The 15,435-nt window shown below is 67.5% G+C and carries 9 protein-coding genes, 2 tRNA genes and 4 pseudogenes; 7 read left to right on the top strand and 8 right to left on the bottom strand.

Annotated features, from left to right (window positions below):
* Nucleotides 1–293 precede the first annotated feature (293 nt).
* Both FE633_RS10260 and FE633_RS10255 read right to left on the bottom strand, forming a co-directional pair.
* Entirely contained in the window at nt 294–1,634 is a 1,341-nt protein-coding gene (locus FE633_RS10260; RefSeq protein WP_138044801.1) for a cation:dicarboxylate symporter family transporter, read from the bottom strand.
* Nucleotides 1,635–1,800: 166 nt separating this feature from the next.
* Nucleotides 1,801–2,967, bottom strand: coding sequence for a mandelate racemase/muconate lactonizing enzyme family protein (locus tag FE633_RS10255; protein ID WP_138044800.1), 1,167 nt, complete (start codon nt 2,965–2,967; stop codon nt 1,801–1,803).
* Nucleotides 2,968–3,076: 109 nt separating this feature from the next.
* On the opposite strand from FE633_RS10255, the gene FE633_RS10250 reads away from it, so the two are divergent.
* Entirely contained in the window at nt 3,077–3,760 is a 684-nt protein-coding gene (locus FE633_RS10250; RefSeq protein ID WP_138044799.1) for a GntR family transcriptional regulator, read from the top strand.
* 923 nt (nt 3,761–4,683) lie between these two features.
* Nucleotides 4,684–4,756 (top strand) — tRNA-Arg (locus tag FE633_RS10245).
* A 91-nt stretch (nt 4,757–4,847) separates the two neighbouring features.
* Here the strand turns inward: FE633_RS10245 and FE633_RS49720 are convergent.
* Together FE633_RS49720 and FE633_RS10235 are read right to left on the bottom strand one after the other, a co-directional pair.
* A pseudogene (locus FE633_RS49720) lies at nt 4,848–5,039 on the bottom strand (hypothetical protein); the annotation flags it as partial.
* A gap of 57 nt (nt 5,040–5,096) precedes the next feature.
* Nucleotides 5,097–5,390 (bottom strand): annotated as a pseudogene (locus tag FE633_RS10235) (tyrosine-type recombinase/integrase); the annotation flags it as partial.
* A 43-nt stretch (nt 5,391–5,433) separates the two neighbouring features.
* Here FE633_RS10235 and FE633_RS10230 point away from each other — a divergent pair.
* Nucleotides 5,434–5,736: pseudogene (locus FE633_RS10230) on the top strand (hypothetical protein); the annotation flags it as partial.
* A gap of 85 nt (nt 5,737–5,821) precedes the next feature.
* On the opposite strand, the gene FE633_RS10225 reads toward FE633_RS10230, so the two are convergent.
* Both FE633_RS10225 and FE633_RS10220 read right to left on the bottom strand, forming a co-directional pair.
* The gene (locus FE633_RS10225) at nt 5,822–6,310 is read right to left on the bottom strand and encodes a hypothetical protein (protein ID WP_138044798.1); all 489 of its coding nucleotides are present in this window, start codon (nt 6,308–6,310) and stop codon (nt 5,822–5,824) included.
* 165 nt (nt 6,311–6,475) lie between these two features.
* Nucleotides 6,476–6,562: transfer RNA gene (locus FE633_RS10220), tRNA-Ser, on the bottom strand.
* A 498-nt stretch (nt 6,563–7,060) separates the two neighbouring features.
* Here FE633_RS10220 and FE633_RS10215 point away from each other — a divergent pair.
* From FE633_RS10215 to FE633_RS49460, 3 genes and pseudogenes are all read left to right on the top strand, one after another.
* A complete protein-coding gene (locus FE633_RS10215; protein WP_138044797.1) occupies nt 7,061–7,654 on the top strand; it encodes an RNA polymerase sigma factor in 594 nt (197 codons plus the stop codon).
* A 1-nt stretch (nt 7,655) separates the two neighbouring features.
* Nucleotides 7,656–8,603 (top strand): CU044_5270 family protein, encoded by a 948-nt coding sequence (locus FE633_RS10210; protein WP_246113539.1) that lies wholly within the window; start codon nt 7,656–7,658, stop codon nt 8,601–8,603.
* A 1,099-nt stretch (nt 8,604–9,702) separates the two neighbouring features.
* Nucleotides 9,703–10,191: pseudogene (locus tag FE633_RS49460) on the top strand (DUF4265 domain-containing protein).
* 275 nt (nt 10,192–10,466) lie between these two features.
* Here the strand turns inward: FE633_RS49460 and FE633_RS10190 are convergent.
* Complete coding sequence (locus FE633_RS10190; protein WP_138044793.1) at nt 10,467–11,000, bottom strand: DinB family protein; 534 nt, start codon at nt 10,998–11,000, stop codon at nt 10,467–10,469.
* An 840-nt stretch (nt 11,001–11,840) separates the two neighbouring features.
* Here FE633_RS10190 and FE633_RS48225 point away from each other — a divergent pair.
* Nucleotides 11,841–13,673: an endo alpha-1,4 polygalactosaminidase gene (locus FE633_RS48225; RefSeq protein WP_246113538.1), complete on the top strand. Its 1,833-nt coding sequence runs from the start codon at nt 11,841–11,843 to the stop codon at nt 13,671–13,673.
* 397 nt (nt 13,674–14,070) lie between these two features.
* Here FE633_RS48225 and FE633_RS10170 read toward each other — a convergent pair whose 3' ends face one another.
* Nucleotides 14,071–15,411, bottom strand: coding sequence for an MFS transporter (locus tag FE633_RS10170; protein ID WP_246113537.1), 1,341 nt, complete (start codon nt 15,409–15,411; stop codon nt 14,071–14,073).
* Nucleotides 15,412–15,435 lie beyond the last annotated feature (24 nt).

Genomic DNA, 15,435 nt, shown 5'->3' with positions numbered 1-15,435 from the left:
ACACGCACAGGCGCACATCCGCCAGGCCGTTCCTGGTCGGTCGTCGGTACGTCGCGTTGTCTGATCAAGTGATCGCGGAAGGTTTCGCACCACGTCTGACCAGCGGGTGCCTTCGGGGAATGTGTGGACCGCGCTGCCTGGCGCGGGACTTCGAGCCGAACGGTCATCGAGTAGGAGACGCTGGGCGTGCTCACGGGAAGGGTCCTCATCTGTCCCGGGCACGGCGGCCCGGAGGATGCCGCCGGTGGGTGACGTCTATGCCGTCGAAGGGTGAGCGCACTCAACGGGCACGGCTACTTGTCGGCGCCGACCTTGGCGGTGTCCAGCTCGTCCTGCGGCGGTGTGGTGGTGCGGGAGTGCAGGACCTTGCGGGCCTGTTCGGTGTCGAAGTCGTTCTCCCACTTGCCGATCACGATGGTGGCGACGGCGTTGCCGAGGACGTTGATGAAGACGCGGCCCTCGTTGAGGATGCGGTCGATGCCGACGATCAGGGAGAGGGCGGCGAGCGGGATGTGGCCGACCGCGGTGACGGTGCTGGCGAGGACGATGAACGCGCCGCCCGCGATCCCGGCGGTGCCCTTGCTGGTGAGCATCATGACGCCGACCATGATCAGCTGCTGCTGCCAGGGCAGGTCGATGCCCATGGCCTGGGCCAGGAAGAGGGAGGCCATCGTGAGGTAGACCGCGGAGCCGTCCAGGTTGAAGGAGAACCCGGAGGGGATGACGATGCCGACCACGGGCCGGCCGATGCCGAGGATCTCCAGTTTGCGTACCAGCTGGGGCAGGACGGCCTCGCTGGAACAGGTGCTGAGGGCGACGAGCAGTTCGGCTTTGAGGAAGCGGATGAGGCCGAACAGGCTCAGGCGGCAGGCCCGCATGATGGCGCCGAGGACGACCAGGACGTAGATGACGCAGGTCGCGGTGAACAGGATGATGAGGTAGCCGAGTTGTTGGAGGCTCTCGGCGCCGTAGGTGGCGACCACGGTGGCCAGGGCGCCGAAGGTGCCCAGGGGCGCGAGCCGCATCACCCAGCCCACGATGCGGAAGACGACGTCCGACAGCGCCTTGATGCCGCGGGTCAGCGGTGCCCCTTCTTCGCCGGCCATGTTCAGGGCCGCACCGAAGACGATCGAGACCATCAGCGCGGCCAGGATCGCGTCCCCGGTGATCGCGCCCAGCAGGGAGGCGGGGATGAGGGAGGAGATGAAGCCGGTGAAGGTGGCGTGCTCTGTGGCGGTCTTGGGCACGTCGTCGGCGTTCAGTGACGAGGGGTCGACGTGCAGGCTGGAGCCGGGCTGGAAGATGTTGGCGACGACCAGCCCGATCAGCATGGACGCCAGGGACAGCACCAGGAAGTAGCCGATCGCCTTCACACCGATCCGGCCGGCCTTGCGCAGGTTGTCCATGGAGGCGAAGCCGGTGGTGACCACGCAGAAGACCACCGGGATCACGATCATCTTGACCAGCGCGATGAACCAGTCGTTGAGCGGCTTCAGGTCCTCACCCAGCCCGGGCGCGAGGATGCCGACGGCGATGCCGAGGACGGCGGCCAGTACGACCTGGAACCACAGCTCCGCTATGAGACGGCTCAATCGTGACCGCTGCGGGCGGTCGGCGGTGGTGGTGCTTGTCATCGTTGGTGCTCCTTTGCACGACGATCGTGTGTAGCCCTGTCCCGTGGGGGGTGCGGGGGACGCGCCGTGGCTCGCGCGCCCCCGATCTCGTGTGTGGCGCCCGTATCCGGCGGGCGCCGGCCGACGGCGCCCGCCCGGTGGCGGGCGCGTCTTCGGTGAGTGGCGGTCAGCTGTGCAGGGCACGCAGCACCTTGTAGAAGGCGGCCTTGCTCTCGAAACCGATGCCGGGGGTGTCGGTCAGGCCGACGCGGCTCTTCTCGACGACGGCGTCGTCGGCGAAGCCGCCGGTGGGCTGGAACTCGCCCGGGTAGGACTCGTTGCCGCCGAGCTTGAGGGCGGCTGCGATGTGCAGGGAGAACTGGTGCCCGCCGTGCGGGATGCAGCGGCGCGATGACCAGCCGTGCTGACGGAGCATGTCCTGGATGCGCAGGTACTCCACCAGACCGTAGGAGAGCGCGGGGTCGACCTGGATGGTGTCGCGGTCCGGGCGCAGGCCGCCGTAGCGGATCAGGTTGCGGGCGTCCTGCAGGGAGAGGAGGTTCTCGCCCGTGGCGATGGAGCCGGTGTAGTGCTCGGCGACGGTGGCGTTGAGGTGGTAGTCGAGCGGGTCGCCGATCTCCTCGTACCAGAAAAGCCCATAGGGCTCGATGGCCCGCCCGTACTCCAGGGCCGTGTTGAGGTCGAAGCGGCCGTTGACGTCGACGGCCAGCCGGGAGCCGTCGCCGTCCAGGACGTCGATGACGGCCTCGATACGGCGCAGGTCCTCCGCCAGGTCGGCGCCGCCGATCTTCATCTTGACGACGTCGTAGCCCAGGTCGAGGAAGCCGCGCATCTCGTCCTGAAGGTCGGTGAGGGTCTTGCCCGGTGCGTAGTAGCCGCCGGCGGCGTAGACGAAGACGGAGTCGTCGGGCCGCCCGTCGCCGTAGCGCTCGGACAGATACCGGTACAGCGGCTTGCCCTCGATCTTGGAGGCCAGGTCGAACAGGGCCATGTCCACCACACCGACCGCGACCGAGCGCTCGCCGTGCCCGCCGGGCTTCTCGTTGGTCATCATCACGTCCCATGCCTTGGCGTGGTCCAGGCCGCCCTGCTCGTCGAGCAGGCTGCCGGGCTCGGCCTCGAGGAGGCGGGGCAGGACCCGGCGGCGCAGGATCTCGCCGGCGCTGTAGCGGCCGTTGGAGTTGAAGCCGTAGCCCACCACGGGCTTGCCGTCCCGGATGACGTCGCTCTCGATCGCCACGATCGAACAGTCCATGGAGCTGAAGTCGATCCAGGCGTTGCGGATCGAGGAGCTGATCGGAACGAAGCCCTCGTAGACGTTGGTGATCTTCACTGCGGAGCCTTTCTAATATCTTATAAGATGCGAGGCCTGTTAGAGTGAGCTGGTCCGCCGCGGGATGTCAAGGGGTGGGGAAGCTCCGGAAAGGAACGGTCAGGGGGCTATGGCAGGGCAGAACCTGTTCTTCAGCAAGAGCGACCTCGCCTACGCGGAACTCCGCGATCGCATCCTCTTCGGCACTCTTCCTGCCGGGTCACGGCTCGCCCAGTACGACCTCGCCGAGTCCCTCAACATGAGCATCACGCCCCTGCGCGAGGCCATCCGCCGCCTCAGCAGCGAGGGACTCGTCACCGTCGAGACCCACCGCGACGTCCGGGTCTCCGTCATGAACTCGACCGAGGCCCGCCAGCTTTTCGAAGTCCGCCTGTCCCTGGACCCGACCGCCGCAGAACTCGCCGCCCAGCGACGGACCGACGACGACATCGCCACCATGCAGGCCGCCGTCGACAAGCTCCTCCCCGTCACCCGCCAATGGGGGGAAGAGGCACTCACCGCCCACCGCGCCTTCCACCAGGCGCTGTACCGGGCCTCGCACAACGACGTCCTCATCCGTCTCCTGGACGACCTGTGGGACAAGTCCGACCGCTACCGTCGCCTCGGCCTCGAACTCCCGCCCGGTGACGAACCCCGCACCCGGGACCTACAGGAACACCACCAGCTCGTCTCCCTCATCGTGGACGGCCGCGCCGCCGAAGCCGCCCAGCTGATGCGAGGCCACATCACCCACAGCCTCACCGCCACCGCCATCAGCGCCCTCGAAGACCGCGAGGGCCTTCGCGTGACGTGACGCGCGGCGACCTGCGCCGTCGTGGTGCATGAGGGGAGAGGGCTGATGGGAGGGCGTGAGCTGGAGTATTTCCTGGCAGTCGTCGACTCCGGCAGCTTCAAGCGTGCCTCGCCCTGCACGTCTCGCAGTCACACCTGGGCCCTGACATAGTGTTTGGCGGTCTGCCTGCAGCCATGTTGACGGGCACCATGTGTGGTGACAAACGAGTGGGGATCCGCTTCCACGCGTCATTGCACTGCCGACGCCGGAACAAGGTCGTAGCCCCGGTCCCACGGTCCATACCGAGCGGGCACGCCGCGCCATAGTGCACCGCTCCCTTCCGCCAAGGCATTCCGTCGATCAACTGTCGCCGGGACCAGGTCTCCTGGCATTCCCGCTTCTTGCCACTCAGCAACAACCGCTCCAGCCGACCCCACCGCCCGTTGGCCACATCACGCCCCACGATCGGTGATCATCGCCCGCCCAAGATCTACCTTCGCAACACGTCCCAGCTACCGCACCAGCGGCAAGTGAGCTCCGGCCTGCGCGCATCGCAAGAAGCCCGGCCTCCAGGAACAAGGGACGACGTGCCGTGCCATACGCCGGCGAGGCAGCGCTCAGTGGCCCCACAAGCTGACGCATGGAGCAGAACGGTCCAATCGCCCTTGACCTCTGCCCCCAGAACGCCCATCAATCATTCGCTACAGGCCACAGAAGCTGCAGCTCAGAGACGCTCCGGTTCGCCGCCCCGCTCTCCTGCCTCCATACAGAGGACAGTCGCTGGCGCGCATCCGCTAGGCTGTCCCTGGTCGGTCGTTGGTGCGTCGCGTTGTCCGCTCAGGTGACACTGCGGAGGACGTCGCACCATGTCTGACCAGCGGGCTTGTGCTCCTGGTTGAAGATCCGCGGCCTGGATTTTCAGCAAGGTTTTCCACAAGCCCCCCGCCTTCGTAGCTCAGGGGATAGAGCACCGCTCTCCTAAAGCGGGTGTCGCAGGTTCGAATCCTGCCGGGGGCACAGGACAAAGGGCCAGCTCAGGAGGGGTCTCCTCCCAGGCTGGCCCTTCCTTTGGTTCGACTCCGTGCCACTCGCGTGCCACTAACAACGGCTAACACAATGAGCCGAGTCTTCGGTGGGTGATGAGACAGCAGGCGAGTTTGAGGAACGCTTCGTGGATGTCGGCTCGCCGTTCCCATCGCATGCGCAGCCGTCGGAAGCCGTGCAGCCACGCAAAACGCAGCGGCTCCAGGCGATCCCACAGCTCATCCGACACGATCCACGGCGACATCCCCACACCGGACCGAACACTCAACTCCCGCCCCGGACACGGCAACCAGGACCGATCCACCTCATTGTGTTAGCCGTTGTAAGTCCGCATCGAGTCCACATCCCCCGAGCCTGGCGGGTCTCCCCCACCCTTGCGGATCATCGCGCCGAGCCGGTCCGCGATGGCCCGGTCACGGTCGCTGGTCATGTGCTGATAGATCAGCGCGGCCCGCGAGCTGCTGTGGCCCATCCTCGTCATCAGCTCGCGAGTGCTGGCCCCTGCGGTCGAGGCCAGCGTGTTGCCTGTGTGCCGAAGATCGTGAAAGTGCAGTTCTGACGTCACTCCCGCCGCCTTCCTGGCCTTGACCCAGTCATCCCGGGAGTTGCACGCGCTATGTGCTCGCGACCTACCCGCCCGGAGTGGCGCCATGAAGGAACTCACCCCCGGCTACTGGTGCGAATGCTGGACCACGGACCTCACCAAGGCACAACGGCCGGCCTTTCTCGCGTCGTTCGATGCGTACTCCGCCGCCCAAGCAGACCGCTGGATCGCGATAGCACTCCGCACCATCACCTCAGCGCTGGACCCAGCAGCATCCGAAGAGGCATGGGACTGGCTATACGACGGCCGCATCAAGACGAGAAGAGCTCTACTCCGCTCAGAGCCCTGCACTGTGTCGGTCACCAACGCCAGCACACGCGTCATCTGGACAGCCAGGCCCGTGCTCTTTTGACGCTCTGAACCACGCCCGCTCCACGGTGTGTGGGTCGACGGCGGACGGGATGGGAGCCGGGGTAGATGTGTGGTTGAGCTGGTCAGGTGAGGGACGACCGGATCCGGTCGATGGCGCGCAGAACCTCATCTCTGTTCTTCGCACTCTTGATCCAGGTTGGTAGCCGCGCGACGAGCGTCATCTTCTTGACTTGCGCATCCCATGGGGCTCGCTCACGCAACGGTGCCTGTACGAACTTCCGGATCAGCTCCAGGTGTTCCGGGTTGTAGGCCCATAGCCAGCCGTGCCGCATCTCTGTCTGCAACCACAACGGCAGACCGAAGTAAGGATCTATCGCTTCCCCTCGGCCCCGGAAGAGGCGGAACCCTCGCCCGGCAGCCTCTCGCGATAGCCCGCATGCCCTACAGATGAGACGACGGCGCGTAAAAACCGAGAGAACTTCGCCCTCAACCGCAGGCGCCACCGGGGCAACGTGCGCAATCCCAGCGCACTTCGGACAGCGCACGAGCACATGATCAATGAAGTGGTACTTCGTGTGCCGGGCATCTCTGAACCGCTGTGGCGAGAGCATGCTGCCAGTATGCGATCCCTCTTCCTAGTCTCAAGTCAGTAGGCAGGGAGCGTGCCCCTGACGTGCCCGATGTACAGGGAACTGGCGGGGAACCACGGTGTCTGACGGGCAGCACGCATGAGAACGGCCCCCGACCAATTCACCTGGTCAGGGGCCGCTCACCTGCGGTGGGTGTGGGATTTGAACCCACGGTGACATCGCTGCCACGACGGTTTTCAAGACCGTTCCCTTAGGCCGCTCGGGCAACCCACCTTGGCCACGTCCTACCTGGGACGGAGCGGCTACAGCCTGCCGGCCTCACGCGTTGCGCGGGCGTCATGGTCCACACGGGGTCCACTGGCGCTGCTCCGCTGCCCAAGAGCACTACTCCAGCCAGCACCGGCCTGCGCGCCTGGAAGTCCAGGGCTATCTCAGCATCCCCCAGAGGAGAGGGGGCTCCACTGGCTCCCGTGCCCATACCCACCCCCGGCGTCCGCGGTGGAGCACACGGAGCCGGCAACCTTTTGATCCGTAGGATCGGGCAACGTCGTACGGAGGGGCTCGGCCCTGGCTTGGCTGGATCGCCGTCCATCGCCGCCAGCGGGATGCTGTTCCTCAGCGCGAGTGCGAACGCCGCAAAGCTGCTGGACATCGCGCTGGTGATCGCCGGTATGGGCAGGTTCAATACCTGCGCGTGAACCCTCCTGGCCGCTTCGGACAACAGGGGGTGGAATGCGCTCCACTCCTATTACACGAAGAAGCGAGGGCCTCGTGGGGGATCCACCCACCGACGACGCGCTGGTCATCCAGGAATCCCTGGAGCGGCCGGAGGTATTCGCCAGGCTTTACGACAGACACGCCGCCGAGATCCACCGGTATGTGATGCGCCGGCTGGGCGACAATCACGCCGACGACATCACGGCGCAGACCTTCCTCATCGCCTTCCGCAACCGCGCCCGCTACGACGTCGCGCGCGCCAGTGCCCGGCCGTGGCTCTACGGCATCGCCGGCAACCTCATCGGCAGCCACCGCCGCTCCGAAGTGCGGGCGCTGCGGGCGCTGGCCCGTACCGGCGTCGACCCGGTGGCCGAGTCCTGGTCGGAACGGGCCGACGAGCGGGTGACGGCCGAGGCCTCGCAGCAGGCGCTGGCCGGGGCGATCGCGGCCTTGCCCGGGAAGGACCGGCATGTGCTGCTGCTGGTCGCCTGGGCGGACTTCACTTACCAGGAGTGTGCCGACGCCCTCGGGGTGCCGGTCGGCACGGTCCGCTCCCGGCTGAGCCGGGCGCGGCGCAAGATGCGTACGGCGCTCGGCGCCGACCCCACCCTCGTAAGCGACCACAACGGGGCGGTAACTCATGGATGACATGACCAAGATGCACGAGCTGCGCGCCGATGCGCCGACGCCGGACCGGGTGCGGCTGGTTCCCGGCCGCCAGAAGCTGCTGGGAGCAGCGCAGCAGGGCTCTGCCCGCAGGATGCGGCTGGACTGGCGCGTGACGGCTGCGGGGGTCGCCGCGACGGTGATCACCATCGCGGTGCTGGTGACCATGCTCATCGGTGGCGATGGACCCGAGCGCGGCGTGCAGCCTGCCAGCCCCGACCTGACGTCCGCGACGGCACTCCTGGAGCAGGCGGCGGAAGTGGTGTCGCAGCAGCCGGATCTGCATCCGCGCGACGGCCAGTGGGTCTACCTGAAGACCGCGCAGTGCCGATACGGAGCGTCGGACGCGGCGCCCGATGCCAAGCCCAAGGTGAGCGAGGAGTGGGTCCAGTACGACAGCCCCGTGAGGGAGGACGACAAGGACGGCGACAACGAGCCCTCGCAGCGGCGGCTGTATCGCCTGCTCGCCTCGCTGCCGGACGACCCCGCCGAGATCCGGAAGCAGGCGGCGGACATGTTCCCCATGGGCAAGGACACCGGCTTGACGGGTGAGCAGCTCGAGACCTTCGCGCTCCTGGCGACCCTCGACGAGGCCTATCCCGTGCCTCCGCAGGGGATGGCCAAGCTGTACCGGGCCCTGGCCGCGGACCCCGGGATCGAGGTGGTCCCGCACCTGGTGAAGGACCCCCTGGGGCATGACGCCATCGCCATATACCCGGACCTGGGCAGCAAGGCCGTTCAGCGCCGGGAGTACCTCCTCGACCCCGACACCTTCCAGTACCAGGGGAACCAGTCGGTCGCGGTGCGCGACTACGAGGAGAAGTACGAGGACGGCTCGTCGGCTGGGCGCTCGCACAAGAAGGGCGAGGTCACATTCTGCGAGATGAAGACGACCCAGTCCCTCGTCGACCGGGACGGCGAGAAGCCCTAAACCGGCCGGGCGGGGCGGCCCACGGGCCGCCCCGCCCGCCGTCCGAGCCCAAGGCCGTACCGCCGCCTGGCGGAAGTGGCCCAGTGCTCGTGAGTCTTTCGGCGTGCCGACCCGGCGGCGCTGAGCGGCCAGCCGCTGCGCAGAGGCGGAGGGGCACCAAGCCCGGCCCGCTCCGCCACGGCGAGCTCGCTAATCCGGGCTGAGGCCCTGGCGGCAGCCCGACACCTGCTCGTTGTTCTGGTCTTTGTCCAGTGCGCCGCCGAACGCTGTTGTGCATGGTCGTCCGCGCACCCCTCCTGACCTGTCGTGTGGACGTCCACGAACCACTCCATACGGCCGTACGGACAGTTGGAAAGCGTGTGGGGCTTCGAAAGGCTGTCACACGCAATGGTGAACAACAGCCTCGCCGCTGACCGAGACTTACGACGCTTCCAGATGCTCGGAAGGAGAGTCCATGGCAGACAAGGGGCCGGCGATCCGGCGCCTCACTCCTATGAGGGCTACAAGCGCTACGGCCTCGCTTCAGCCGCCCTCGCGTCATTGCGCCGCGCCTACCCGAAGGTGCCATGGCATACGGGAGGCGGGCACTTCCGAGAGTCCGAACCCTTCTGGAACTCCGTCAGCGTGGACGTTCCAGGCAGCTATACCCGGCGGGAACGGTGTCATCACGTGGAACCATGGCGAGCGCGTTGAGCGTGACCACGACCGTGCGCGCAGTCTGCACCACAAGCGCACCAGATCGAGCGGGGAACGGCGGGGAACAACTGGGTCTCGTGGACCGGCCAGCCAAGTACTGGGGTCGCTTCGTCACTGGTCAGACCGGGAACCACCTCTGTAGCACCCAAGCTTCCCAAGCTGAGAGCTCAGGCACCGTCGTTGCGGGACGGCCGTCGCGGCCTGCTCTGGTCGACGGCACCGCCGGCCTGGCGGAGGCCGGTGGGGGTGCAGCGAGGCATACGCGCGCGATCGGTCGGCGTCCTCGCCGTCGGGGCTGCCTGTCGTCGGCCGAGGCCGTGACGAACACGTATCCAACTCTGAAGCAGACCTCATCGTTCACCCGCCCGCGGCTGGCGCGGCAGGACTGTGCATCCTGGGCACCATGACGAACCCCGAAGGCCCGTACGTGAAGGTGCACTTCCGGCTTGAGAGATCGAGGACGACTGGCCCCCAGCGTCGGTGGAGAGCCTGTGGGCCGTCGACCAAGGCGACGGCACCGCGCGGCTCGACAACATCCCCTGATTCGTTCGGGGCATAGCCTGCGGGGACATCGTGACCACCGAGCGCGACGAGGAAGGCGTGCGTTGGGCCGGCGAGGTGGTTCGACATTCGGAGAACTGCACCATCCGACTCATCGTGTTCCGTGACGGCGGTTCAGGAGCTGCACGGCAGAGCGTGATCAACGCGTCTTCACGAACAGGGAGTCTGCGGCGAGGGCATAGAGCGGTTCGGCATGGTCGCCCTGGACGTCCCGCCAACCGCCGATCTCGCCAAGGTGCAAAAGCTGCTCAATCATGGCGTAGCCAGGGAGTGGTGGGACATGGAAGAGGGGTGCATCACTGCGCAATGGCGCGCCGCCTTCCCTGGCTGACGCCGTTCATGTGACCCATGGCTGGGCCGTCTCTGGGCCGTCCGAGGTCGCTCGATAGTGCCCAAGGACGACCAACGACGACCACCAGGCGCACGAGCCCACCGCTCCTGAGCAGGGAAAACACAGGTCGCCGAGATCCCCGGCAAGACCCAGGGCAGAAGACAGGTCTTGCCACGCCCATTGAGACTCCACCGACCGCGTGGCCACGCTCGGGACGGATCAGTGAAGAGCGGTCTGGACGGCGCTATAGGCCGCGCCCGGAGGTGTGAGGGGACTCAGCTCTGCGTACTGCCGTGGATGAGCTCGCGGATGACGTCCGCGTGGCCGTTGTGTTGGGCGTATTCCCTGATCATGTGCATCATGATGCAACGCACGTCGAGATCCCCAAATCGGTGGTGCGTGCAAACATCATCCAGTGAAACCCCGGCGAAGATCTCGCGGCTGCGCTCGCAGGCGGCCAGGGAGCACGCGACGTCCTCAGCCAGTGTCGCGCCGTCGTCCAACAGGAAGTCACCGTCCCTGCGCTTCGGCCAACCGAAGGGCGCGGGTTCCTCGCTCTGCTTGATGACGTTAACAAACCAGACAAACTCGACCTTAGTGAGGTGTCGCACCAATCCGTGCAAGGTGGTGAGGGACGGAACGACACGCCGGGCAGCCTGTTCCTCGGTCAACCCATCGAGCTTCCTCAGCAACTCGGCGCGATGGTAGTCGAGCCACCCGGCCAAGGCCTCACGTTCAGGCGCGATGGTGCGCAGGTCGACGGGTTTGAGCGGCGAAGCGAAGGTCTGCGGCCCAGAGGCGTCATTCATGGGTGCATTGTCGCAGGCGAGGTCAACGCCCGATCCTGATAGGGACAATCCTGCTGTACAGCAGAGAAGTACAGCAACCACAGCAACCGACCATGAACCACAGCAACCCTCAGGAGCCGAACGACTGCCTGTATGACCTCCGTTGCCCGATCTCTGTAGAGCTACGGATCAGAAGGCTTCTGACATCCACGGCTGACATCAACGACGCCGGACGGGGGCGTACACCAGCATCTCTGTCCGGCCATCGCACCAGTCGACGGCCGCAGCCGGAGCGAGCGCGGATCGAACTCCTAAAGCGGGTGTCGCAGGTTCGAATCCTGCCGGGGGCACAGAGAGAAGGGCCAGCTCAGAGGGGTTTCCTCCCGGGCCAGCCCTTCGTCGTGTTCAGGGTCATGCCACACGCGTGCCACTACGACTGCCGCGTGGATGCCCCCGACTTCCAGGGCGAGTGTGTCGCACCTTCCATGACCGCGAGGAAGTTCTCCCGGCCGGGGACGCCACGGACTCGGGCAGCCCGGCGTGGCGTCGGCGATCGCGGAACATCGCCTTGCCGTGCCTTGTGCTCGTGGGGCAACTGTTCCCGGAAGCGGACCGCTCGAGGAGGGACGAGCGGGGCGACAGGCCGGACACCGGCTTTCAGGTAGGCCGGGTTGTGCAGGCGATGGCCATGAGCGTGGGCACTGGGAGGACAGGTACGGGAGCGAGGTTCTCGAGAGCTGCCTCTGGTAAAGGGAAGATCAGAGCGACTCGCGAAGGCTGTCTCACTGAGAAAACCTCGGACTAATCTGATCCCCCTGAACAGCCTTTCGAGTACACGACACATGGAAAAGGTGACGGGGGATGCCGCTGAGACCCGGCGATGTGGAGTCCATAGGCGGCTATACGCTGATCGACCGGCTCGGTAGCGGCGGCATGGGCATCGTCTACCTGGGCCGCTCGGCCTCGGGACGGCAGGTCGCGGTCAAGGTTGTGCACGCGCCGTACGCGCAGGACGAGGAGTTCCGGACGCGCTTCAGGCAGGAGATAGTGGCGGTCCGCCGGGTGAGCGGGGCGTTCACGGCCCCGGTGGTGGACGCCGATCCGGACGCCGTACAGCCGTGGATGGCTACGCAGTATGTGCCGGGCCGCACCCTGTCGGACGTCGTGGCCAAGGACGGCCCGCTGAGCGGACGTGAGTTGCGCACGCTCGCGCTGGGCCTTGTCGAGGCGCTGCGGGACATCCACCAGGCTGGTGTGGTGCACCGCGATCTGAAGCCGAGCAACGTTCTGATGGCCGAGGACGGACCCCGCGTCATCGACTTCGGCGTCTCGCACGCCGTCGACAACGAAGCCCTGACCGTGACCGGGCGGTTGATCGGCACGCCGCCCTTCATGTCGCCGGAGCAGTTCGCCGCGCCACGGGACGTCACCGCCGCTTCGGACGTGTTTTCGCTCGGGTCGTTGCTGGTGTATGCGGCCACCGGTACCCGTCCGTTCGACGGGAGCAGCCCGTATCTGACGGGCTATCAGGTGATGTACGAGGCTCCGGTCCTGAACGGAGTCACCGAACCGCTCCGGAGCATCGCCGAACTCTGTCTGGCCAAGGATCCGGCCGCCCGCCCCGAACTTGCCGAGCTGCACCGCATGCTCCTGACGCTCCCGGATTCCACCGCCCCGGTCGCGCCGGGAGTGGCCGACTCAGCGGAACCCAGCCACCAGGTTTCCGATACACACCCTGTTGCACAAGGCCCGGCCACCACCGGGGGTGAGGAGGGTACGGACAGGACTCGCGCCGGTCATGGACGTCGAAGACGGCGCATCCTCATCAGTCTCGCCGCAACCCTGGTCGTTACCGTGCTGAGCATCACTGCAGTAAAAACGGCGGTGAAAACCGGGTCACATCAGAAGAGAAGTTCCCAGCCGCCGACCGCGCCGGCCTCCGCGCCCGCGCCCGCATCCACCTCCACCTCCACCTCCACCGCAACGGTGACGCCACCGCCGAAGCACGTGCGGTGGGACTACCAGATCGGCGGTGCGTACGCCCTGCCGGCCGATGTGCAGGTGGTCAGTCGCAGCCACGAAGACACGCCCGCGCCGGGTGCGTACAACATCTGCAATTTCAACGCCTTCCAGGCGCAGGAGAACGCGGAGAAGGACTGGGACTCCGACCTGCTGCTGCGCGATGCCAACGGGGATGTCGTCTACGACGAGGACTGGGGCGAGGCGGTCCTGGACATCCGCACGGACGCCAAGCGGCAGCGCATCGCTTCCGTGGTGAACACCTGGATCGACGAGTGCGCAACCAAGGGGTACAAAGCCGTCGAGCCCGACAACTACGACACGTTCACCCGCTTCCCGGACTACCTCACGGCCCATCAGGCCAAGGCGTTCATGAAGCTGCTGGCGGTGCACGCCCACGCGAAGGGCCTGGCCGTCGCCCAGAAGAACACCCTGGAGCTCGTGTCCGAGCGTGCGTCCGTAGGCCTGGACTTCGCCGTGGCGGAGGAGTGCGGCGAGTGGAACGAGTGCGGCAAGTTCGCCGAAGCGTTCGACAACAACGTGCTCGTTGTCGAATACACGGCGAAGGGCCTGTCGAACGCGTGCTCCGGCTGGAGCAGCACACTGAGCGTTGTCCGCCGCGACCAATACGTCGTGCCCGAGGGCACGAGCGGCTACCTCCGCGAAACCTGCTGACGCCAAGCCTGCTGACGCCAAGCCTGCTGACGCCAAGCCTGCTGAACGGCGGGACAGATTTGTGCGACGGCAGCCCCGCCCACCGACGGCTCCTCCCTCGCCTTTGCCGGCCGCGAGCTCCAGCCCAGTTGACCAGGCAGGCGCCTCCGCGGAACGGATTCAGCACATATGCGGCCGGGAAACCCCGTGCACACGCGAGAACTACGGAGGGGTGTTTTCCCAGGCCAGACACCCAATGGGTGACGTGCCGGGCGGCAGCCTCGGCGATCGCCAGATCCGCCTCGGTCAGCAGCACGCGCTGGAGCGGGCTCTCGGTGCACGGCAGGGCCACGACCCCGGTCACGGCCGGCGCGGGGCCGGGCGGCGCTCGGCGGATGCGCCGCCCGGCGGGATGCGGTCAGGCGGTTCGCCTGATGCGGTGGGCGGTCGCGACGCCGGTGACGGCCAGCGCGGCGGTGAGGCCGAAGGTGGCCGTCAGCGCGGTGGCGGTGGCCGCGCCGTGTTCGTGTGCCAGGGCGATCGCCGCCCCACCGAGGCCGCTGAGTACGGCGACGGCCAGGGTCTGGGCGAGCTGCATCGCGCCGCTGACCTCGCCCTGCCGGTCGGCGGGCGCCTGCTCCATGGCGTCGGTCGTCGCGGCGTTGAACGCGATGCCCATGCCGGCGCCGCCGACGGCCCAGCCGAGCACGGCGACGAGGGCGGGCACCGAGTCGATCAGGATGCCGACGGCGATGATCGCGACGCCCGCGGCCAGCACCGCGCAGCCGGCCCCGATCGGCAGCGCTCGGGAGCTCCCGCGCCAGCGATCGTCCGCCCGGCCCTGCCAGGCCGCGCCGAGCACCCAGGTGATCGCCCCGGCGGACAAGCCGAGGCCGGCCTCGGTGGTGCTCAGTCCGCGCAACTGGGTGAGGCCGAGCGGCAGGAAGGCCTCGCTGCCGAAGTAGGCGCCGCACAGCAGGAACCGGATCAGCACTCCGGTCGGCACCCCGCGCCGGCCGCGCAACGTGCCGGGCGGCAGCACGGTGCGCAGGCCCAGTACCGCGGCCACGATGCCGAGCAGCGCGAAGGGCACCAGCAGGGCGAGGTCGGTGAGCTGCAGCCCGCCGAGCAGCACCGCGGTGCCGATGCTGACCAGGATTCCGCGGGCCACCGGGCCGCGCCACCAGGTGCCGCGCGGTTCGTCGGCGGCGGGTGGGTTCGGGTGTCCTCGGCGCAGCAGCGGGGGCACCGCCATCGCCCAGGCGAGCCCGATCAGCGGCAGCAGCAGTACGAACACGCCGCGCCAGTGGATGTGCTCGGCGACCAGTCCGGCGAGGGCCGGCCCGACGAGCGAGGGGACGGTCCAGGCGCCGGAGACCAGCGCGAACATCCGGGACCTGAGGTGTTCCGGATAGTTCAGGCCGATGACGGTGTAGGCCAGGGCCATCACGGCGCCGACGCCGAGGCCCTGCACGAAGCGCCCGGCGAGGAAGATGGGCCAGTTCGGCGCGGCGCCGGCCAGGGCGCAGCCGGCCGCGAAGACGGCCAGGCCGATGCCGAGCGGCCTGGCCGGGCCATGGCGGTCGGCGGAGCGGCCGGCCGCGACGGTGCCGATCAGGTTGGCGAGCATCAGGGCGGAGAATCCCCAGCCGTAGGCGTTGAGGCCGCCCAACCTGCCGGCGATCTCCGGGAGCACCGTGGCCACGCCCATCGACTCGAAGGCCACCAGGCCGACCGACAGGACGATTCCCCAGGTCATGGCCGTGTATGGGACCTGGAACAC

This window comes from Streptomyces montanus (genome assembly GCF_005786655.1).
In the GTDB taxonomy this organism is placed as follows: domain Bacteria; phylum Actinomycetota; class Actinomycetes; order Streptomycetales; family Streptomycetaceae; genus Streptomyces; species Streptomyces sporangiiformans.
Note: the sequence above shows the minus strand (reverse complement) of the source record. Positions and strands in the feature narration are given on the sequence as shown.

What these genes read in the sequence shown, in the direction of transcription:
- FE633_RS10260 (WP_138044801.1), bottom strand. Translation starts at nt 1,634, where the DNA reads ATGACAAGCACCACCACCGCCGACCGCCCGCAGCGGTCACGATTGAGC.
- FE633_RS10250 (WP_138044799.1), top strand. Translation starts at nt 3,077, where the DNA reads ATGGCAGGGCAGAACCTGTTCTTCAGCAAGAGCGACCTCGCCTACGCG.
- FE633_RS10225 (WP_138044798.1), bottom strand. Translation starts at nt 6,310, where the DNA reads ATGCTCTCGCCACAGCGGTTCAGAGATGCCCGGCACACGAAGTACCAC.
- FE633_RS10210 (WP_246113539.1), top strand. Translation starts at nt 7,656, where the DNA reads ATGACCAAGATGCACGAGCTGCGCGCCGATGCGCCGACGCCGGACCGG.
- FE633_RS10190 (WP_138044793.1), bottom strand. Translation starts at nt 11,000, where the DNA reads ATGAATGACGCCTCTGGGCCGCAGACCTTCGCTTCGCCGCTCAAACCC.
- FE633_RS48225 (WP_246113538.1), top strand. Translation starts at nt 11,841, where the DNA reads ATGCCGCTGAGACCCGGCGATGTGGAGTCCATAGGCGGCTATACGCTG.
- FE633_RS10170 (WP_246113537.1), bottom strand. Translation starts at nt 15,411, where the DNA reads ATGACCTGGGGAATCGTCCTGTCGGTCGGCCTGGTGGCCTTCGAGTCG.